This is a genomic window from Traorella massiliensis, assembly GCF_900104665.1.
Lineage (GTDB): Bacteria > Bacillota_I > Bacilli_A > Erysipelotrichales > Erysipelotrichaceae > Traorella > Traorella massiliensis.
The window spans coordinates 523,834-542,330 of sequence record NZ_LT629967.1; the positions used below are offsets into that span (position 1 = coordinate 523,834).

The 18,497-nt window shown below is 34.1% G+C and carries 25 protein-coding genes, 1 tRNA gene and 1 riboswitch; of the genes, 24 read left to right on the forward strand and 2 right to left on the reverse strand.

Features of this window, described 5'->3' with window-relative positions; translation table 11 throughout:
- Positions 1 to 82 precede the first annotated feature (82 nt).
- Positions 83 to 256 carry a DUF6440 family protein gene (locus BQ5367_RS03725; RefSeq protein ID WP_071441218.1) on the forward strand — a complete coding sequence of 58 codons (174 nt, stop codon included), beginning with the start codon at positions 83 to 85 and terminating at the stop codon, positions 254 to 256.
- 86 nt (positions 257 to 342) lie between these two features.
- On the opposite strand, the gene BQ5367_RS03730 is transcribed toward BQ5367_RS03725, so the two are convergent.
- Positions 343 to 419 (reverse strand) — tRNA-Pro (locus BQ5367_RS03730).
- 108 nt (positions 420 to 527) lie between these two features.
- Positions 528 to 646: riboswitch (FMN riboswitch) on the forward strand.
- An 80-nt stretch (positions 647 to 726) separates the two neighbouring features.
- Here BQ5367_RS03730 and BQ5367_RS03735 point away from each other — a divergent pair.
- The 22 genes from BQ5367_RS03735 to BQ5367_RS03840 all read left to right on the forward strand — a co-directional run bounded on the left by BQ5367_RS03735 (position 727) and on the right by BQ5367_RS03840 (position 17,040).
- Positions 727 to 1,368: an ECF transporter S component gene (locus BQ5367_RS03735; protein WP_071441219.1), complete on the forward strand. Its 642-nt coding sequence runs from the start codon at positions 727 to 729 to the stop codon at positions 1,366 to 1,368.
- A 16-nt stretch (positions 1,369 to 1,384) separates the two neighbouring features.
- A complete protein-coding gene (locus tag BQ5367_RS03740) occupies positions 1,385 to 1,843 on the forward strand; it encodes a pyridoxamine 5'-phosphate oxidase family protein (RefSeq protein WP_235858727.1) in 459 nt (152 codons plus the stop codon).
- Positions 1,844 to 1,926: 83 nt separating this feature from the next.
- Positions 1,927 to 2,304, forward strand: a complete 378-nt coding sequence (locus tag BQ5367_RS03745) for a hypothetical protein (RefSeq protein WP_071441220.1) — start codon at positions 1,927 to 1,929, stop codon at positions 2,302 to 2,304.
- A gap of 28 nt (positions 2,305 to 2,332) precedes the next feature.
- Positions 2,333 to 2,527, forward strand: coding sequence for a DUF1146 domain-containing protein (locus tag BQ5367_RS03750; RefSeq protein ID WP_071441221.1), 195 nt, complete (start codon positions 2,333 to 2,335; stop codon positions 2,525 to 2,527).
- 7 nt (positions 2,528 to 2,534) lie between these two features.
- On the forward strand, positions 2,535 to 3,137 hold the full coding sequence (locus BQ5367_RS03755) for a lactate utilization protein (RefSeq protein WP_071441222.1): 603 nt from the start codon (positions 2,535 to 2,537) through the stop codon (positions 3,135 to 3,137).
- 661 nt (positions 3,138 to 3,798) lie between these two features.
- Positions 3,799 to 4,275, forward strand: coding sequence for a pyridoxamine 5'-phosphate oxidase family protein (locus BQ5367_RS14005; RefSeq protein ID WP_071441345.1), 477 nt, complete (start codon positions 3,799 to 3,801; stop codon positions 4,273 to 4,275).
- A gap of 90 nt (positions 4,276 to 4,365) precedes the next feature.
- On the forward strand, positions 4,366 to 4,902 hold the full coding sequence (locus BQ5367_RS03765) for an HD domain-containing protein (protein WP_071441223.1): 537 nt from the start codon (positions 4,366 to 4,368) through the stop codon (positions 4,900 to 4,902).
- A gap of 88 nt (positions 4,903 to 4,990) precedes the next feature.
- The gene (locus tag BQ5367_RS03770) at positions 4,991 to 5,827 is read left to right on the forward strand and encodes a Cof-type HAD-IIB family hydrolase (protein ID WP_071441224.1); all 837 of its coding nucleotides are present in this window, start codon (positions 4,991 to 4,993) and stop codon (positions 5,825 to 5,827) included.
- Between the two features lie 150 nt (positions 5,828 to 5,977).
- Positions 5,978 to 6,385, forward strand: coding sequence for a MerR family transcriptional regulator (locus BQ5367_RS03775; protein WP_071441225.1), 408 nt, complete (start codon positions 5,978 to 5,980; stop codon positions 6,383 to 6,385).
- A 91-nt stretch (positions 6,386 to 6,476) separates the two neighbouring features.
- Positions 6,477 to 6,887 (forward strand): hypothetical protein, encoded by a 411-nt coding sequence (locus tag BQ5367_RS03780; RefSeq protein WP_071441226.1) that lies wholly within the window; start codon positions 6,477 to 6,479, stop codon positions 6,885 to 6,887.
- 1 nt (position 6,888) lies between these two features.
- Positions 6,889 to 7,353: a hypothetical protein gene (locus BQ5367_RS03785; protein WP_071441227.1), complete on the forward strand. Its 465-nt coding sequence runs from the start codon at positions 6,889 to 6,891 to the stop codon at positions 7,351 to 7,353.
- 363 nt (positions 7,354 to 7,716) lie between these two features.
- Entirely contained in the window at positions 7,717 to 9,501 is a 1,785-nt protein-coding gene (locus BQ5367_RS03790; protein WP_071441228.1) for an ABC transporter ATP-binding protein, read from the forward strand.
- Positions 9,494 to 11,329 carry an ABC transporter ATP-binding protein gene (locus BQ5367_RS03795; RefSeq protein ID WP_408033453.1) on the forward strand — a complete coding sequence of 612 codons (1,836 nt, stop codon included), beginning with the start codon at positions 9,494 to 9,496 and terminating at the stop codon, positions 11,327 to 11,329. The genes BQ5367_RS03790 and BQ5367_RS03795 overlap by 8 nt, the downstream gene beginning before the upstream one ends.
- A 7-nt stretch (positions 11,330 to 11,336) precedes the next feature.
- A complete protein-coding gene (locus BQ5367_RS03800; RefSeq protein ID WP_071441229.1) occupies positions 11,337 to 11,831 on the forward strand; it encodes a GNAT family N-acetyltransferase in 495 nt (164 codons plus the stop codon).
- A 172-nt stretch (positions 11,832 to 12,003) separates the two neighbouring features.
- Positions 12,004 to 12,891, forward strand: a complete 888-nt coding sequence (locus BQ5367_RS03805; RefSeq protein WP_071441230.1) for a LysR family transcriptional regulator — start codon at positions 12,004 to 12,006, stop codon at positions 12,889 to 12,891.
- Positions 12,892 to 12,960: 69 nt separating this feature from the next.
- Positions 12,961 to 13,800 (forward strand): UDP-N-acetylmuramate dehydrogenase, encoded by an 840-nt coding sequence (gene murB, locus BQ5367_RS03810; protein ID WP_071441231.1) that lies wholly within the window; start codon positions 12,961 to 12,963, stop codon positions 13,798 to 13,800.
- A 38-nt stretch (positions 13,801 to 13,838) separates the two neighbouring features.
- Positions 13,839 to 14,255: a 2-thiouracil desulfurase family protein gene (locus BQ5367_RS03815; RefSeq protein ID WP_071441232.1), complete on the forward strand. Its 417-nt coding sequence runs from the start codon at positions 13,839 to 13,841 to the stop codon at positions 14,253 to 14,255.
- An 81-nt stretch (positions 14,256 to 14,336) separates the two neighbouring features.
- Positions 14,337 to 14,603, forward strand: a complete 267-nt coding sequence (locus BQ5367_RS03820) for an HPr family phosphocarrier protein (protein WP_071441233.1) — start codon at positions 14,337 to 14,339, stop codon at positions 14,601 to 14,603.
- Positions 14,604 to 14,708: 105 nt separating this feature from the next.
- Complete coding sequence (locus BQ5367_RS03825) at positions 14,709 to 15,080, forward strand: hypothetical protein (RefSeq protein WP_143052343.1); 372 nt, start codon at positions 14,709 to 14,711, stop codon at positions 15,078 to 15,080.
- An 84-nt stretch (positions 15,081 to 15,164) separates the two neighbouring features.
- Complete coding sequence (locus BQ5367_RS03830) at positions 15,165 to 15,683, forward strand: hypothetical protein (protein ID WP_071441234.1); 519 nt, start codon at positions 15,165 to 15,167, stop codon at positions 15,681 to 15,683.
- The gene (locus BQ5367_RS03835; RefSeq protein ID WP_071441235.1) at positions 15,673 to 16,134 is read left to right on the forward strand and encodes a dCTP deaminase/dUTPase family protein; all 462 of its coding nucleotides are present in this window, start codon (positions 15,673 to 15,675) and stop codon (positions 16,132 to 16,134) included. The genes BQ5367_RS03830 and BQ5367_RS03835 overlap by 11 nt, the downstream gene beginning before the upstream one ends.
- A gap of 57 nt (positions 16,135 to 16,191) precedes the next feature.
- The gene (locus BQ5367_RS03840) at positions 16,192 to 17,040 is read left to right on the forward strand and encodes a phosphatase PAP2 family protein (protein WP_071441236.1); all 849 of its coding nucleotides are present in this window, start codon (positions 16,192 to 16,194) and stop codon (positions 17,038 to 17,040) included.
- Positions 17,041 to 17,095: 55 nt separating this feature from the next.
- On the opposite strand, the gene BQ5367_RS03845 is transcribed toward BQ5367_RS03840, so the two are convergent.
- Positions 17,096 to 17,845: an SDR family NAD(P)-dependent oxidoreductase gene (locus BQ5367_RS03845; protein ID WP_071441237.1), complete on the reverse strand. Its 750-nt coding sequence runs from the start codon at positions 17,843 to 17,845 to the stop codon at positions 17,096 to 17,098.
- 108 nt (positions 17,846 to 17,953) lie between these two features.
- On the opposite strand from BQ5367_RS03845, the gene BQ5367_RS03850 reads away from it, so the two are divergent.
- On the forward strand, positions 17,954 to 18,496 hold the full coding sequence (locus tag BQ5367_RS03850; RefSeq protein WP_071441238.1) for a TetR/AcrR family transcriptional regulator: 543 nt from the start codon (positions 17,954 to 17,956) through the stop codon (positions 18,494 to 18,496).
- Position 18,497 lies beyond the last annotated feature (1 nt).

The following is an 18,497-nucleotide window of genomic DNA, read 5'->3' on the forward strand; positions in this document are numbered from 1 at the left end:
GATTTATTGAGAATGAAGATGAAGATAAATATAATATGAAAAGAAATAAGGTTCATGAACCCTTATTCAGGAGGTAATTTGTATGGACCGTTTTAAGAAAACTTATGTGCAGGGTAGTCTTGAAGTATTTGAAATCTGGGTAGATACAGAAACAGGTGTCAATTATATATTTCATAGAAACGGAAATGTAGCTGGCTTTACACCATTACTTGATGAAAATGGGCAGCCAATCGTAATGCCTGTTACAAGTTTATAAAAAAAGTGTAATTCTATAAAGAGATTTCTATTATTGGAGATCTCTTTTATTATTAAAAAAGTGGGTCCTACCCACTTGTAATTTCATGGTCGGGATGACCGGATTTGAACCGACGACCTCTTGTTCCCGAAACAAGCGCACTACCAAGCTGTGCTACATCCCGATTGCTTTATTATTGTACTTCTCTAATTTCTTTTTTTCAATAGTTTCTTCAATTTTATTCAAAGGTACTTTACAATTCTTTACAAGAGGAGTATTATAAAAATGCATAAAATAACTTCAGGGCAGAGTGAAATTCTCTACTGGCGGTATACTCCGCGAACCAAATGATTGGCCGAATCGGTGAAACTCCGATAGCAACAGTTAAAGTCTGGATGAAAGAAGAGTATTTTGTTGTATTCCTATATAGCAAGTATACGTACCTAGAAGGATATTTTAGGCACGTTTTTCTTTGTGATAGGAGGGATACGATGAATACAAAGAAAATTACTACAATAGGTATTCTATGTGCCATGGCGGTTGTCATCAATGTATTGATTCATTTTCCTATGGTTCCAGCTGTTTCTTTTTTGAGTTATGATCCAAAAGATATCATTATCGTAATTGGCGGATTTATCTATGGACCAATGATTTCACTTTTAATGAGCGGAATTACATCTGTACTTGAATTAATGTATCGTGGCGGAACGATATTAGATGTTGTGATGAATATGGTATCTACTTGTGCCTTTGCCTGTACGGCTGCCTTTATCTATAAGAAGATGCATAATAAAAAAGGTGCATTAATAGGATTAGTAGCCGGGGTTATTAGTATGACCGTCATGATGGTCATTTGGAATTACATTGTGACACCGATATATTATGGAATGCCTCGAGAAGCGGTAGTAGCCATGATGCTTCCAGGAATTATCCCCTTTAATCTTTTGAAAAGTGGTTTAAATGCAGGTATTACGTTATTATTATACAAACCGATCGTAGGAGCTTTGCGTTATACTAACTTAGTTGAAAAGAAGGATAATAATGGCAAAAGTAATACTGGATTTATAATTCTTGGCTTATTTATTATAGCTACGGCATTCTTTGTAGTACTAGCATTACAGGGAATTATATAGAATAAAGGAGTGAAAAATGATGGAATTTAATGAAGCAAAAAAATTGATGGATCAAAAATTAGGTGACTGGAAAATTATGGCTTTAGCAAGTTGTGTAGATAATTATCCAATGGTTCGTAATGTCAGCTGTATTTTCTATAATGATAAGATCTATTTTAAGACAGATAAGAACTTCCGTAAGACACAGCAGCTTTTTCAAAATAATCGAGTAGCAATGTGCTTTAACGGTGTTCAAGTAGAAGGAATTGCGAAAAATCTAGGCTTGGTCGTTGATGAAGAAGGAAGGGTATTCGAAAAGAAATATAAAGAATATTTATGGCAAAGTTATAATGCTTATTCTCATGTTGATACAGAAATTCTGATAGAAGTAACGCCGCAGTTTGTGGAAATCTGGGATGAAGATGAGAATCGTAATGCCTTTCAGCTTTTTATTGATTTTAATACAAAAGAAGTGACTTATAAACCATATGATTAAGAAAACAAAGCATTTGATGTTCATCATTGAATGCTTTTTGTATATTTTTTTATTTCCGGGGAAATATCTAATTAGGTGATCTTATGCGGAAAGCGATTTTATCAATTTTATTGTGTTTTTTATTTTTTAGTATGCCTGTAGAATCTAAATCAAAAGATTTGAGATTCATAATTGTTTTTGATTCTAATGAAGATGAATTGATAGAAAGAAAAAAAGAAATTGTTGATCTTGTTAATGATATGTTAGATCATGTTGGTGAAAATAGTTTCTATGAATTGCTTGAAAATGCTGTAGATGAACTAACGACTGAGGATCGTGAAGTTTATTTTTATAAATCGACCTTGTTTTTCTATTTGGGAGATACTAAAGGAATTAAAATAGAAGGCAGTTTTGTAAAGAACAGTTTTTGTATGGCAGAGGTAAAACCAAAATCTTTTATAAGGCAATGGTTTAATTTTTAGTGTATAATGATGATGTGGAGGTTTTGATATGAATTTATATAAAATCTTAAGCGTTTTTATTTATTTATTTAGTTTTGCATTTGCATTTATTGGACTTAGCAGCATTCAGTTCGAAAAATTCTGTAATGTGAAAAAACCTGTGCAGGTACAAATCCTTTTATTTGCGTTATCGATGGGATTAGGGTATTTTATTGCCCAGTTTTTAGTAATGTTTATAATGTGAGGGCGCTATGATTATTGATGAATTAAAAAGAAATTGTGAAATTAATCGTTTTGGTTTTGATTATGTGGAAACGATAGAGGAAGGCTGTCAATTAGTGAATCAAATGATCCATGAAGGCGATGTTGTCAGTCATGGCGGCAGCGTAACTTTAAATGAATGTGGCATTATCGATCTTTTAAAAAGTCGAAAAGATATTACTTATTTGGATCGTGAAAACTGTGAAGATGTGCAAAAACTCTATCGTGAATGTTTTAGTGCGGATGTTTATCTGACAAGTTCAAATGCCATTACAAAAAAAGGTGAATTATATAATGTTGATGGTAATGGAAATCGTGTAGCTGCCATGCTTTTTGGCCCTAAAAAGGTCATTGTAATTATAGGTGTTAATAAAATTGTTGAAAACATTGATGAAGCTGTAAAAAGAGTAGAGGAAGTTGCAGCTGTAAAAAATAATATCCGTTTAAATAAGAAAAATCCCTGTGTACAGGCAGGACACTGTGTTCATTGTAATTCACCGGTAAAAATATGTCGTGAATATACATTGATTACGAGCAGTGCTATTGAAAAAAGAATACATATTATATGTGTAAATCAAAATCTGGGGTATTAGAATGAAAATTGTTGTTGGCAGTTCTTCAATGGCAAAGAAGATATATTTTGAAGAATATTTTAAGGATTATGATTGTGAATTTGTTTTGGGAAAAGATTTAGGAATTGAAGAACCTGTTGAAAATGGTCTAACTTCTTATGAAAATGCTTTGATCAAGGCACATCATTATTCAAGAAAAAGTAATCTTCCAGCTATAGCGTTAGATAGTTCACTTCTTTTTCTGGACTTTCCCATAGATCATCCGATACAAGTCGGTTCACATGTGAAAAGTCCCCAGGGAAAAGAATTAAGTCCTATTGAAATGAAAAATTATTATCAACAGTTAGCTTGTAAGCATGGCGGTAAGCTACGCTGTGCGTGGATCGATGCATATGCACTGGCTGATGGTGAGCTTGAATACTGTCGTGATGATAAAGATATTTCAAAAGATCAAAGCTTTTATTTATGTGATGAAAGTCATGAGAAATTTATTGCATCTCAGCCTTTGGACAGTATTTCTAAAAATCTTTCTAATGTATTTTTCTATGATCTTGAAGAGCCTGGAGAAAATGAACTTTTAATTAAAGAAGATCATGGTCAAAATAAATACCATTTATTTGTGGAAAAAGTTGTTGATGAAATAGCAGAATTATTAAATTTGAAAAGAAAGCAGGAAGGAACTATGAAAGAGTTGAGACGATTTAAACAGAAAATGGATAAAAAAGAAATTGTTGAAATACTCGATCGAAATACTCATGGCATATTAAGTGTATATGGACTAGAAGGTTATCCTTATCCGATTCCATTAAGCTATGTGCAAGTTGATCAAACATTATATTTTCACTGTGCCAAAAGCGGACATAAGATTGATGCTATTTTAAAAAATCCTAAAGTATCTTTTTGTGTTGTGGATGATGATACGATCGTACCTGAAAAGTTTACGACTTATTTTAAAAGTGTCATTGTTTATGGGTCAGCATTGATCGTTAATGATGAAGATGAACGTAGAAAAGCTTTTGATGCATTAGCTAATAAGTATTCAAAAGATGTTGCTGAGCATTTAAAGAATGAAGAAATAAGAAAAGCAGGTCCGGCAGCCTTGATCGTACGTATAGATATTGAACATATGTCAGGGAAAAAAGCCATTGAATATGTTTAAAAGTTTTTTGTTAATCAAAGTGAACTGGTTTAAAAATCCTGTAGCATTTATCGACAAAATAAGTATAATAGAACATGCAGGAGGGATTCGATGTCAGATAGACAGCTTACATTATTTTCTAAAACAGTCATTCAATTAATGAGTGAAGGACAGTTGCATGTAATGCATCGTTATATCCAGCATGGAAGTATTACGACCTTAGATCATTCTTTGATGGTGGCTTATTACAGCTGGCGTTTAAACCGACGTTTCAGATTGAAGGCTGATGAAATTTCACTGATCAGAGGAGCACTTCTACATGACTATTTTCTTTATGACTGGCATGTTTCAGAGAAGTGGCATCGGTTCCATGGATTTCGTCATCCTACATTTGCACTTGTGAATGCTCGTCAAGATTATCAATTAAATAAAATAGAAGAAGAAATTATAAAGAAACATATGTGGCCTCTGACGGTTATTCCACCTACTTGCAGAGAAGCATGGATCGTAAATGTAATGGATACTTTTTCATCAATCGTTGAAGTGATGATGGAGTATCGTATCTTTGCAGGTTTGAAAAGAAAATGGTATGAACGTTTAGATGAAGCAATTTTTAAATATATTAAAGAAAATATTATTGAAGCATAAATATGATAATATAAACACCGTTCAGGTGTTTTTTTAAACTGATTTAATTTTGTTTAGGTGATATAATATACCTGGTTAGGAGGCTTTTATGGAATGTAAGGTCATTTTTATTGATGTAGATGGAACACTTGTGGATTATGAAAATAATCTTCCTGCTTCCGCAAAAGAAGCGATTGTGAAAGCAAGAAGAAATGGTCATCGTGTTTATATATGTACAGGAAGAAGCAAGGCGGAAGTCTATGACGAGATTTGGAATATTGGCTTAGATGGTATGATTGGGGCCAATGGCGGTTATATAGAAGATCATGGGAAAACTATTTTAGATTTGAAACTTAGCTATGAGGAATGTAAACATATTGTAGATTGGCTGAAATCAAGGAATCTTGAATTTTATTTAGAAAGTAAGAATGGCTTATTTGCCAGTGAAAATTTTGAAGAAAGGGGAAGGTCGGCAATTCAAGAGTATTCCCGACGTAAAGGAAAAGATCATATTGAAAAGATAAGTGTTCGTGATGTCTTTCCGGATATGATTTTTGGAGCTTGTTTATATCGTGAGGATGTTAGTAAGATTAGTTTTGTTTTAAATAGTTATCAGGATCATCTTGATTCTATAAAGGAATTTAAGGATTTAAAATGTTCAACATGGGGAGGTAAAGGAGAAATTGCTTTATTTGGAGATGTTGGTGTAAAAGATGTGACAAAAGCTTATGCAATTGAAAAACTTTTAAAACATATCGGTGCAAGAAAAGAAGATACGATTGCTTTTGGTGATGCGAAGGTAGACATACCAATGCTAGAGTATTGTCGGCTAGGTGTAGCGATGGCTAGTGGCGGTGAAGAAATTAAAGCCATGGCAGATATGGTGACAGATGGGGTCGATGAAGATGGCCTTTATAATGCTTTTGTTCAACTGCATCTGATTTAAAAATAAGAGTTATTCAACAAGAGGACAGTCCTGCTCATGTGGGATTGTTTTTTTTATGCGCAGAATTTACATGTCCTTTTATGCCGCATGTATTGCTATCACGTTTGCGTGATAGTGTAAGCTTAAGATGCGGGGAAAGGAAAGGCCGTAATGAAAGGTATAAGTGAAGTTAGCAAGCTGACAGGTGTAAGTAGAAGGACACTACAGTATTACGATGATGAGGGGTTACTTTTAGTTGAAAGATCATTAAATAATCATCGTATCTTTGACCAGCAGGATCTTGTAAGGATTTGGGAGATTTTAGTTTATAAGGAAATACAGTTTGAACTAAAAGAAATCAAAAATATTTTACATGTATCAAGTGATGAGCAAAAGGTGATTTTATTACAACGGAAGGAGGCTATAGAAAATAAAATCACAAAATTGAAAGAACAGATAAACCTGATTACGTGGATTCTTGATCATGGTATGCCTGCCCCACCCACAGCAAATAGTGAGAAAACATATGTGGAAAGTATTATAGAGTTAAGAAGTTTAATAAGTAATGGGAAAAAATAGAATTGCTATGTTGTAGAAGCATGGAAAATAATGGGATAGAATCATCAAATTTTATTGAATAGTGATTGTTGATGTAAAGGGAGATGGTAGTATGAAATTATTCGATAAATTAAAAAATCTTACAAAAGCAGAAATAATTATGATCATATTCCTGATCTTAGGAATTCTGGTATCAGTTTTCGTATTAGAACCGGCATTTACAAATGTTGACATGCATGCCGGAAGCATTATCTATCTCGATCAAAAAAGTAGTGATATTATTACATTAAGTGCTTCTACAACAGCTGCTTCGGCAGCTATATCCCTGATACCCACTGATGCAGGAGCACCTATTGCTGAACAGTTAATGGATTTTAATCTATATTTTCTAATTATTTTTGTGTGGAATATTTATAGAAAAATATTTACTTACGATATCGGGATACATTGTTTTCAATTTCTTGATCCCTATTGCCAGTGTTTGCGGTATAGGATATATTTTATTAAAAAGTCAAAGGGCTAAAATGATTGGAGAAAAGCTTTGTGCCTTTAGCGTCGTTTTGATATTAGTGGTGCCTACGAGTGTACAGCTTTCTAAGCTGATCGATCAAACACATCAAATTTCGCTCCAGCAGAATATTGAAGATAGTGATTCACTGACGGAAGAAAGTGAGGGAATTGAAAATGAAGAAGGAGAAGGTAACTGGCTGGATAATCTGGGAAATATGATTGGTGATGGAATTTCTTCATTAACGAGTGGTGTCAGCGATCTGGTAAATAAAGGAGAAGCTTTATTAAGCAATCTTCTTGAAACGGTGGCAGTCATGATCATTACTTCATGTTTTATACCAATTCTGGTTTTTCTCATATTATACTGGGCTACTAAATTAATCTTAGGAGTAGAGATTCCATTACCTCAAAAAAGACTAAAATTGAATAAAAAAGAAGAAAAAGAAAACGAAGTTGTGAATGAGTATATAGAAGCATAGTCTTATAAAAAACAATTTAAACAGGTCATCAGCAAATACGATGATCTGTTTTATTTTTTTGTGATTTACTACTATTTTGATGAATGGAAACCAGAAGATGTATATATCGTGGAAAAATATGGTTGCATTTATAACAAATTGATAGTATGATGAAATAGGCTGTACATAAAGTACACAGGAAAGGAGGTAAATACATGTTCATGTTTAAAGATTCATTAGTGATGGAATTAAATTATGTAGATACTGAATTTTCAGGTGTATTTTTTCAATATGCGATTGAGGTCAAGACTCATTGATTTTTTGATATCGTATAGATAGGGTGCACTTGTGTGCACCTTTTTTTGTAGGTAAGTGGGGGATAATATGAAAGACTTAAAATTTATTATACGGTTTTCTAAACCACATCAGTTTAAGGTAGCAGCGCTTTTAATTGATGTTGTCATCTATGTCTCAGGACTTCTGGCAGCTCCATTAATTCTTTCTTATATGATTGATAATGTGATTCAGGGAATTCCATTAGAAGAAGGTCTGGTGTTGAATATTGTGAATGCTTTAGGTGGAATTGATCATCTGCGTTCGAATCTGTGGATTGGCGGATTACTGGTCATTACTGCATATGCACTTGTTGGTTTTGGAATTCATCGCCGAGCTAGAAACTGTGGTATTTTATCGGAAACGTTTGCTGAGAATGCACGTAATGAACTTTATAATCATATGCAGAAGCTTCCGTTTCGTTATCATAAGATGAAGGATAGCGGGGATCTGCTTCAGCGAAGTACTTCTGATATAGATACGATACGTAGATTTTTATCTGGACAGATTTCAGAATTATTATATTCCATTATCATTATAGGATTAAGTGCTGCTGTTTTATTTTCAAGAAATATACCTTTAGCGTTAATTGCTTTATGTATGACACCATTAACGTTTCTTGTTACTTATATTTTTTATAAGGTATCAAAGAAGGCTTTTCTTGAATGTGATGAAAGTGAAGCTAGAATGATGGCTGTTATTCAGGAAAACTTAAATGGTACACGAATTGTTAAGGCTTTTAATCAGGAAATTCACGAAATTGAAAAATTTGAAACTGCAAATGAAGAATTCAGAAATCTTCTTTATCGAATGATTCATGTCTTGGCTATCTATTGGTTTGTGAGTGATTTGATTGGTACGATTCAGATTTTTATCATGGTGCTTGCTGGCATTTTTATGGCAATGAATGGAGAAATCACGGTAGGAACATTTTCGGTTTTCATTTCTTATGAAAGTATGATTATCTGGCCAATTCGACAGTTGGGCCGTATTATTTCTGATATGGGTAAGATTAGCGTTTCTATTGGCCGTATTCAAGAGGTATTAAATGAAGAATGTGAGGATTTAGAAAGTGGCATAAAGCCTGAAATTATCGGGGATATTGAGTTTTCTCATGTGAATTTCGCTTATGCGGATGCGACAGTTGCAACGCTGCATGATATTAGTTTTCGTATCAAAGCACATACCAAAGTGGCTATTATGGGACCCACAGGCAGTGGTAAAAGCTCGCTGATTCATTTGTTAAATCGGATTTATGATTATGATAGTGGAAGTATTACGATTGATGGCATCGACATTCGTGATATTAATAAATCCTGGTTAAGAAAAAATGTACAGATCGTTTTACAGGAACCGTTTTTATATTCTAAAACGATCAAGGATAATATTGGGGTAGCTGTGACATCTTCTTTTGAAGAAATTCGCAGTGTCGCAAAGACAGCAAGTATCGATCATGTTATTCAGGAATTTGACCAAGGATATGATACAGAAGTTGGTGAAAAAGGGGTGACGCTCTCAGGAGGGCAAAAACAGCGTGTAGCAATCGCAAGAACTTTGATTTTAAAGAGTCCTATCGTTGTTTTTGATGATTCTTTGAGTGCTTTGGATTCTAAAACAGATGCAGCGATTCAAAAAGCTCTTAATGAACTGGATTATCCGGTTACTACACTTATGATCACGCATCGTATCAATTCTGCTAAGAGTGCTGATCAGATTATTGTTTTAGATGAAGGCCGTGTCGTTCAGCAGGGAACCCATGATGAACTGATTCATCAAGAGGGCATTTATAAGCGAATTTATGAAATTCAAAATGAAGGGGGTGATTCTTTTGAGTAGTATTTTAAAGGAGAAAGAATATACGTCTGAAAAATTTGATTTAGTTTTGTGGAAAAAACTATTTAAAATTTTATGGGAGCATAAAAGACTGGTAATCTGGCTCATTATTTTTAATATTTTTATTGCAGCCAATGATGTCATATTTCCATTATTGAATCGAAGTGCTATTAATGATTTTGCTATCAATAAAGGAGAAAATGCAAATTTAACTGTTTTTTGTATTGTTTATATTGGTATGATTGCTTTTAAATCATTCTGTCTGTTTTCATTTTTTAAGTATGCAGGACATGTGGAAAGTGATTTTGGAAAGAATCTCCGTAAAAAATGTTTTGATCATGTACAACAGTTATCTTTTCCGTATTTTGATCGTACAGCCAATGGATGGATCATGGCAAGGATTTCTTCAGATTGCAGCAGAATTGCGGAAACATTGGCATGGAGCTTTGTCGATTTGATTTGGGGAGCTTTTTTGATCGTTGAATTGACGATCGTTATGTTGATCATTGATTGGAAGATGGCACTTGCAGTATTGGCAATCGTACCTATCTTATTTGTTGTTTCTTTGTATTTTCAAAAAAGAATCTTGCGGGAACAAAGGGCGACTCGTAAAGCTAATTCTTTAGTAACAGCAGGATTTTCAGAAAGCATCAATGGTGCCAAAACTACGAAAACATTAGGTGTTGAAGAAAGAAACTTTGAAGAATTCATGGAAAAGACCCATTCTTTTAAATTACATTCTTTAAAAGCGGTTTATTTGAATTCTATCTTTCAGCCGATTGTCTTTTTATTGGCAGCTTTGGTCATTGCAATGCTGATGACGATTGGCGGACAGGAAGTTCTTTTACAAACGATTGAGTTTGGAACTCTTTCATTGTTTATCAACTATGCTGATTTATTCTTTGAACCACTTAAACAGATTGCTCGAATCATGAGTGAGGTTCAGGTAGCACAGGCAAATGGGGAACGTATTATCTCACTGATTGAAGAACCGATAGAAATACAAGATCGTGAAGATGTTATTGAAAAATATGGAACCTTGTTGAATCCTAAGGTGGAAAACTATGAAAAACTATATGGTGATATTGATTTTAACCATGTTGATTTCTATTATAATGAAAATGAACCGGTCTTGCGTGATTTTGATTTACATGTGAAGCAGGGAAGCATGGTAGCTTTAGTAGGGGAAACAGGAAGTGGCAAGAGTACGATCGTGAATCTTTTATGTCGTTTCTATGAACCGAAAAAAGGTGAAATATGGATCGATGGTCATAATGTACAGGATCGTAGCATTGGCTGGCTTCATTCGAATATCGGTTATGTCTTACAGACACCTTCACTTTTCTCTGGAACGATCTTAGATAATATTCGATTTGGAAAACCAGAGGCCAGTGAAGAGGAAGTGATTGCAGTTGCGAAGCTGATCCATGCTCATGAATTTATCATGAAGATGGAAAAAGGATACGATAGTCAAGTAGGTGAAGGTGGCGATCTTCTTTCAACAGGAGAAAAACAATTGATTTCGTTTGCAAGAGCGTTACTTTCTGATCCGCGCATCGTAATTCTTGATGAGGCTACCAGCAGTATTGATACAGAAAGTGAGAAGCTGATTCAAAATGCGATTGCAACTTTATTGAAAGACAGGACAAGCTTTGTAGTAGCACACCGTCTTTCTACGATCGTTGATGCAGATATGATTTTAGTACTGGATCATGGTAAGATCATGGAAAAGGGAACGCATAGTGAATTGATGAAGCTAAAAGGGATGTATTATGAATTATTTACGTCACAGGCAATTGCACAGAAAACACAGTCAATCTTAAATGAGTGAGGGAATTATGGAAGTAAATTTAAAATTATATACGAATGAATATGAGAAAGAATTAATTGCTGATATCATAGCTTTCTGGAAAACACACAACTGCGAACCAACAGAAGGTGATGCTTTGGAAGACTTGAAACATTGGACCAGTATTGGACATCTATTATTTCTTATTTATGTGGATGGTCTTATGTGTGGATTTGTTCATTTAGGAAGTCGTGGGTCGGGTATTGATTGGTTGGAGGATATTTTTGTAAGAGAAGAATATCGTGGTCAAGGTATTGGTTCACAAGCCATTGAATGGATATGGGAATATATTCGAAAACAAGGATTTGAAACGCTTTATTTAGAGGTTGTTCCTGCTAATATTGAAGCACTTCGTTTATATCATAAATTAGGGTTTACTAATCTAAATACATTGACACTGAATCGTTCGATAAAAAAGAAAGAAGTTATGGGTGAAGAAACGATACAAGGTTTTACTTTTAAAACGTATCGGCCAAATAAGTAAATATGATAATAATTATGGTAGAAAAGATGAACCAGAATGGTTTGTCTTTTTTTGTAGAATTTTAATAATTTTTTGGAAAAAAGAAGATTGAACTATTATAGTGATACAAGCTTGAATGCGAATTTAGAAAATGCTATTATTAATAAGGAAAACTTATTAATGGGGGTGTAAGATGAATACCTTTCAATTATCCTGTTTTTTAGCGGTAGCAGAAACTTTAAATTTTGCCAGAGCTGCTGAACAGTTACATGTAACCCAGCCGGCAGTCACTCAGCAGATTCGTTCGCTTGAAAGTGATTTAAATGTAAAACTGTTTAAACGGACGACACGTACGGTCAAGCTGACAGAAGAGGGGAAAATATTTATTCATGATGCAAAGCAGATCGTGGCACTTTCTCAGCGTGCCATAAAAAGATTTGAAGATCCCCGTGATGAGCATCTTCAATTTCTTGCAATCGGCTGTTATAGCTATGTTCATTTATTTCTTTTGCCTGATATCTTAAAAAAATTAGTAGAACTTCATCCAGGGCTTCATCCACGTCTGCAGGTTGTTCCGTTTGCACATTTATATCGACTGTTAGAAGAAGATGATGTTGACGCAATTATTGGCTTTAAAGGATCTTCTTCAAAAAGAATACGTGCTAATTATCGTGAGATTGCGAAAGTATCTATTGTCTGTGCAGCTCCTTGTGATCATCCGATTGCCAAAAAGAAGATGGTTACGATGGATGATTTAAAAAAAGAAAAACTCGTGTTGTTAGATCCTGCTAAAGCCCAGCATGATGTTGCCCGTATTCAAGGGGAGCTGATGGATGGCAGGACGCCTTCGGACTTCTATTTTTGTGAGAGTGCAGAAACGGTGACAATTTTAGTTCAGGCAGGATTAGGAATATCGATTTTACCTGATTTATTTTTACCGCCAGATATGAATGTGCAGCGTATTCCTATCAGGGGTATCAAAGATGTTTCTTTTGGTATCTATTATAAATCAGTGCAAGGAAATCCTTCTTTGAGAGATTTTATGTCACTTATGAAGGAATGCAAAATAAAGCGTACATAGAAATAAAATATTTTAATTGGTTTAGGCATTCTATTAGGCATTTATCATATTCTTCCATATAATAAAAGTATGGACAAGATTGAAATAAGAAAAGATGAATATTTAAAAGAATATACGACACTTCATATAGGAGGAAAATGTAAAAAGATCTTCTTTCCCAAAAATGAAGAAGAAGTAAAAAAAATCTTAGCGGTTTATCAGCCGATCATTTTAGGAAATGGCAGCAATGTATTGATCAGTGATGAGCGTGAATTTGAAACAGCTATGATTCTGACACAAATGAATCATATTGAATGTCATAAAGATATGATTATTGCTGATGCAGGTGCGAAACTTATGGATGTCTGCCTGTTTGCTTATCAAAAAGGTTTAAGTGGGCTGGAATTTGCTTATGGAATACCAGGGAGCACTGGCGGAGCAATATTGATGAATGCTGGAGCTTATGGCGGGGAAATCAGTGATGTCGTTGAACGTGTAAAAACGATCAAAAAGGAATATTCTAAAGAAGAATGTGCATTTAAATATCGTCACTCTATCTTTTCTGATAATGATGAATGCATCACGATGGCAGTTTTTCGGCTGAAAAAAGGCGATCCGGAAATGATTCGTATGAAAATGAAAGAATTGATTGCGAAAAGGATCGAAAAGCAGCCGCTTGATCAATATAGTGCGGGTTCAACATTTAAAAGAGGTCCGGATTTTTATGCAAGCCAGCTTATTAATGACTGCAATTTAAAAGGTTATCGTGTAGGTGATGCGGCAGTATCAGAAAAACATGCGGGATTTCTGATCAATCGTGGACATGCCAGCTTTCATGATTTTTTAACGCTGATCCAGAAAGTACAAAAAATTGTTTATGAAAAAACATCTAAGAAGTTAGAGTGTGAAATTAAAATTATTGAATCGTGATATTTTTAAGTTTTTGATATAATTTGAGAGGTGATGTAATGATAGCAGTTAGTAAATGTCTTTTGGGTGAGAACTGTCGATATGATGGCGGTCATTGTAAGGATGAGAAAATTATGGCTTATCTAAAGGATAAAGAGTTTGTAGCTATTTGTCCGGAATGTCTTGGTGGTTTGCCGATTCCCCGTGAGCCTAGTGAGATCATTGATGGTAAAGTATATTCAAAGTCACTAAAGAGCGTTGACGAAGCTTTTCATCTTGGCGCTGAAAAAGCTCTTCAGATCATAAAGGAGCATGGATGCAGGGCAGCAATCTTAAAAGAGAATTCTCCTAGCTGTGGTATTCATTGGGTTTATGATGGCACTTTTAGCGGAAAAAAGATTGCCGGAAAAGGAATTTGTACACAGCTATTGGAAGAAAATGGAATCAGATGTTTTTCTAGTGAAGAAATTGAATAAGAAAATGAGAAAATATGCTTGTAACTGTTTGCAATTTGGGTTAAAATACAAATGATGATTATTTAGGAGGAAATGTAAAATATGAAACAAATTACTGTTCAAGTTATTGATCCAGTTGGATTACATGCACGTCCTGCAACAGTGGCTGTAAGCGCTGCAAGTAAATTTAAATGTGAGGTTAGCGTAGCTTTTAAAGGCCGTGAAGTAAACATGAAATCTATTATGGGTGTTATGTCACTGGGTATTCCTACGCAGTCTGAAATTACGATCACTTTCAATGGTGAAGATGAAGAAGCTGCTATGACAGCTATCGAAGATATTCTGCGTGCTCAGAAAATCATCGCATAATTAAAGAAGATCAATAAAAACATATCGATTCGATATGTTTTTATTTTAATGAGGTTATAAAATGAAAACACGATATAAGCGGATGTACCATACAGTCTTCATGATATGCGAATAGAAAAAATGAAAGTGATGGATCATTCATTAAAATTATTTTTTGAACATGGTTTTATACAATCTAAAAAACCATATAAACAGGTTGATGGTACGATTCTTTTAGAAAAGATCAACCTTGATTTTTGTTTTGTTTATTTATTAAATAATAATGGTAAACTAGGTGAATTTTATGGACATAAAATGACTTTGACAGAGTTTCTCAAGCGATATGAAGATTTTTCTTTTGAAGTGATTGGTGAAAGTTATGGATACAACTTTGCAGTATATAATGGCTATCTTATGCTTCCCAAACAAAATGACTTTAATGAATTATCAATCATGATTTGTTATGAAGGGGATATGATTTATGAAACAGATGAATAATATTCGTTTCATTGAATTATAAAATTAAACTACATTTTTGAGTGTGATTATGATATATTATTAGCATTAGGAAAGAGGGTTATTATGGATATTGTCAGTTTGATCATCATATTGCTGGTCGCTGCTTTTTTAGTGTATGAAGGTAAAGAAGCATTTAGCGGACTTATTGTAATGCGTAAAACAGTAGAAGAAATTAAAAAGAATAAAGAAAATGTTCAAATTTGTAAAGATTATATGCATATAGTTCTTGCATATGTTGTATTTGCTGTGTTAATGGTCGTATTTGGAATCTATTTTTTCATGGATCAGAATTATTTGTATGGCATGATGTTTATCGTTTTAGCATTTTTTTGTGTAGTGTTTATTGCAGAATCAGTTCTGACACGTACGCTTGTATTATATGATAATGGTTTTCTTTATGCAGGGAAAATGTTCAAATACCGCAGTGTATTAAAAATAGAAGATAAGAAGAAGTTTTTAAGAGGATATCGTGTTAAGCTTACAAGTGATGATGAGGTTTATGTTTCGAAGAAAGTAAGACCGTTGCTGGAAGAAAGACTTCAGGAGTTTAAGAACAGAAAGAAGGGCCGACATGCGAAATAGAGGATTTGAAGTTGCGAAAGGGTTTGAGGATATGAATATCTGTCTTCCGCAAAGAAGTACACAGAGATCAGCGGGATATGATATAGAAGCTGCGCAAGATTGTGTGATCATGCCTTTTAAATTAGGGGATAAACCTTATTTGGTGGAAACAGGTCTTAAAGCATATATGCCAGAAGATGAGTTTTTGATGTTATGTAATCGTAGTTCTAATCCATTTAAAAAGGGGCTTGTGATGGCTAATAGCATAGGTATCATTGATGCAGATTACTATGGGAATAGCGATAACGATGGAGCAATAAAATTTGCTTTTTATAATTTCAAAGATGAACCGGTTATGATTTCTAAACATGAGCGAATCGGGCAGGCGATTTTCATGAAATATCAGAAAGCGGATGATGATCGCAGTGAAGGTGAAAGAAGCGGAGGATTTGGAAGTACGGATCATAAATAAATCAGTTTAGGTTGACATTTATTTCTTTTCTCCCTATTATTAAGTCAGGTGATTACAATGAAAATTAGAAAAGAATTTCAAATATTCTTTGTTATATTGGTCATGCTTCTTGTAGTTTCATATTATTTTGATTATCAAATCAGTGAAGAATTGTACAATCGTTCTTCGCTTATATGCCGAAGCATTCATGTCTTTGCACAACTGCCGGCATATCTTTTGATGGCTTTTTTCAGTGCTGGTATCTTTAATAGCCGCAGCAGGGATTATTCAGCTTATTCAATGTTAAGTGCAGCAGGTGGTTTTCTATTAACAGCAGTATTTGGTTTTCTTTGTGGTTACGTTTTTCTTTATAATCTTGGACTTTATTCTATCACTTTGATAATGGCAATAGATATAGGCATATTTGTATGTTGTTATATGGTAACAAAGTTAATTTGTGATCATGATGCTTTAGCACTTAGGAAGGCTTCAAAGTTAGGGCTTAGCAGTTTTGCTTTGATTTTATTTATTACACTAATAGGTACTGCTTTTTTTGATCGAATACCTTTTCGTAGATTAGATGGAACAGTGAATGTTTTTGAACCATGGTATTTGTCAGGTTTTTCTTTTGAGCCAACAGGTTTTTTGAATAGAAGTTTTCCTTCTATTACTATGGCTTTAACAGCGGATATCTTGCTTATCAATCTGGTACCGGAATTTGCCAGAAGATTTAGAGACAGAAAAACAATTCTATCTATGATTAGTTTTTCTTGGATCTTGCTTGCTGCAATCAGTCAGCTTATTTTGGGATATTCATATCTGAGTGATATTCTAATCGGACTTTTGATTGGATGTTTATCAATCTTATTATTTTCTATAATATACTATAGAAAACCTAAAGTTAATTCTTCAGAAAATCTGTCTTAGGACAGATTTTTTATAAAAAGTCCCTCTTTTTTCTTAAAAGAGGGACTATATATAATTAACAAGCAGACATACCGCCATCAACTGAAATTACTGCACCATTGATCCATGTCGCTTCATCACTGCATAAGAAGGCACAGATATTCGCAATTTCTTCAGGCTGTCCAAAGCTTTTGACTGGCATTGCTTTGATTAGATTTGATAAGCATGCTTGAGCTTCGTGATATTTTTGACCGCCTAGAGTAAGATTTGTAGCACATCCACCAGGATGAACAATGTTGCAGCGAATATTATTTTTCGCAAAACTAAAGGCAATGCTTCTTGTTAATCCTTCCAGTCCAGCTTTAGCAGCCGTATAGCTAGGACCATGATTACCCCTTAAAGCAGCGTAAGAACCGATGTTGACGATGCTTCCACCGCCATTTTCAATCATCAATGGCATCATTTCTCTAAGAATTCTAAAAGGTGCCTTTAAATCAATGTTCATAACATTATCCCACCTTTCATCATCTGTTTCTAATAATGGATAACTTAAATCATTGATACCTGCAATGTTACATACTCCATCAAGATGACCATAGGTTTCTTTGACTGTTTTCGCCATATTTTTAATGTCATCCAGCTTTGTGACATCAGCAATTAAAGGAGTGATTTGATCATGTCCGTCCCATACCTCTATAACAGATGTGTTACGGTCAACAGCTACTATATAAGCTCCTTCAGCTTCAAATTTGGTAACCGTTGCTTTTCCCATGCCACTTGCGGCACCGGTAATTAGAAAGACTTTATTCTCAAGTTTTTTGCTCATTTTTTAAACCTCCATTAATCAAGCATACTTGCTAAATTTATTATAAAATCATAAAATGAATTCATCAATCATCAAAAATACATCATGTGTTGACTATTTGGAGGAAATATGAATCAAAAAAAGAATAAGCATTATCAGCAGACACATCAAAAAATTAAAGATACTCTTTTAGAAATCATTTATGAAAAAAAGAAAGTAAATATTGCTCAGATTTGTCGTCATGCAGGAATCAATCGGACAACTTTCTATCAGCATTATGAAGATATTGTTGAACTGATCGAAGATGTACAGTCTTCCATATTTAAACAGTTAATAAAGACGTATGACAACGAACCTGAAAAGATAGAATTTATGTCTTTTCGTTCTTATGAGATCTTTGCTCTGCATGTGAAAGAAAATCAACATTTTTATAAGCTATATTTTGAAATGAATACTACTTTTCCTTTAAAAGATGGTTTAGAAGAAATGTGGGAAGCAATAATCGTACCTTATTTTCATGATCGCGGTATTTATGATGAAGAGGTGATGGCATTACGCTTTATCTGTTATCAGGCAGGATTTACGATTACTTTGAAAAAATGGGTGGATCAGAATTGTCATTTAAAGATCCAGGAGGTGGCTCAAATCCTTACAGAGTGCTTAAGAATGTAAA

Excerpts from the sequence above, each read along its gene's own strand:
- BQ5367_RS03725 (WP_071441218.1), top strand. The coding sequence starts at position 83 with ATGGACCGTTTTAAGAAAACTTATGTGCAGGGTAGTCTTGAAGTATTT.
- BQ5367_RS03735 (WP_071441219.1), top strand. The coding sequence starts at position 727 with ATGAATACAAAGAAAATTACTACAATAGGTATTCTATGTGCCATGGCG.
- BQ5367_RS03740 (WP_235858727.1), top strand. The coding sequence starts at position 1,385 with ATGATGGAATTTAATGAAGCAAAAAAATTGATGGATCAAAAATTAGGT.
- BQ5367_RS03745 (WP_071441220.1), top strand. The coding sequence starts at position 1,927 with ATGCGGAAAGCGATTTTATCAATTTTATTGTGTTTTTTATTTTTTAGT.
- BQ5367_RS03750 (WP_071441221.1), top strand. The coding sequence starts at position 2,333 with ATGAATTTATATAAAATCTTAAGCGTTTTTATTTATTTATTTAGTTTT.
- BQ5367_RS03755 (WP_071441222.1), top strand. The coding sequence starts at position 2,535 with ATGATTATTGATGAATTAAAAAGAAATTGTGAAATTAATCGTTTTGGT.
- BQ5367_RS14005 (WP_071441345.1), top strand. The coding sequence starts at position 3,799 with ATGAAAGAGTTGAGACGATTTAAACAGAAAATGGATAAAAAAGAAATT.
- BQ5367_RS03765 (WP_071441223.1), top strand. The coding sequence starts at position 4,366 with ATGTCAGATAGACAGCTTACATTATTTTCTAAAACAGTCATTCAATTA.
- BQ5367_RS03770 (WP_071441224.1), top strand. The coding sequence starts at position 4,991 with ATGGAATGTAAGGTCATTTTTATTGATGTAGATGGAACACTTGTGGAT.
- BQ5367_RS03775 (WP_071441225.1), top strand. The coding sequence starts at position 5,978 with ATGAAAGGTATAAGTGAAGTTAGCAAGCTGACAGGTGTAAGTAGAAGG.
- BQ5367_RS03780 (WP_071441226.1), top strand. The coding sequence starts at position 6,477 with ATGAAATTATTCGATAAATTAAAAAATCTTACAAAAGCAGAAATAATT.
- BQ5367_RS03785 (WP_071441227.1), top strand. The coding sequence starts at position 6,889 with ATGATTGGAGAAAAGCTTTGTGCCTTTAGCGTCGTTTTGATATTAGTG.
- BQ5367_RS03790 (WP_071441228.1), top strand. The coding sequence starts at position 7,717 with ATGAAAGACTTAAAATTTATTATACGGTTTTCTAAACCACATCAGTTT.
- BQ5367_RS03800 (WP_071441229.1), top strand. The coding sequence starts at position 11,337 with ATGGAAGTAAATTTAAAATTATATACGAATGAATATGAGAAAGAATTA.
- BQ5367_RS03805 (WP_071441230.1), top strand. The coding sequence starts at position 12,004 with ATGAATACCTTTCAATTATCCTGTTTTTTAGCGGTAGCAGAAACTTTA.
- murB (WP_071441231.1), top strand. The coding sequence starts at position 12,961 with ATGGACAAGATTGAAATAAGAAAAGATGAATATTTAAAAGAATATACG.
- BQ5367_RS03815 (WP_071441232.1), top strand. The coding sequence starts at position 13,839 with ATGATAGCAGTTAGTAAATGTCTTTTGGGTGAGAACTGTCGATATGAT.
- BQ5367_RS03820 (WP_071441233.1), top strand. The coding sequence starts at position 14,337 with ATGAAACAAATTACTGTTCAAGTTATTGATCCAGTTGGATTACATGCA.
- BQ5367_RS03825 (WP_143052343.1), top strand. The coding sequence starts at position 14,709 with ATGCGAATAGAAAAAATGAAAGTGATGGATCATTCATTAAAATTATTT.
- BQ5367_RS03830 (WP_071441234.1), top strand. The coding sequence starts at position 15,165 with ATGGATATTGTCAGTTTGATCATCATATTGCTGGTCGCTGCTTTTTTA.
- BQ5367_RS03835 (WP_071441235.1), top strand. The coding sequence starts at position 15,673 with ATGCGAAATAGAGGATTTGAAGTTGCGAAAGGGTTTGAGGATATGAAT.
- BQ5367_RS03840 (WP_071441236.1), top strand. The coding sequence starts at position 16,192 with ATGAAAATTAGAAAAGAATTTCAAATATTCTTTGTTATATTGGTCATG.
- BQ5367_RS03845 (WP_071441237.1), bottom strand. The coding sequence starts at position 17,845 with ATGAGCAAAAAACTTGAGAATAAAGTCTTTCTAATTACCGGTGCCGCA.
- BQ5367_RS03850 (WP_071441238.1), top strand. The coding sequence starts at position 17,954 with ATGAATCAAAAAAAGAATAAGCATTATCAGCAGACACATCAAAAAATT.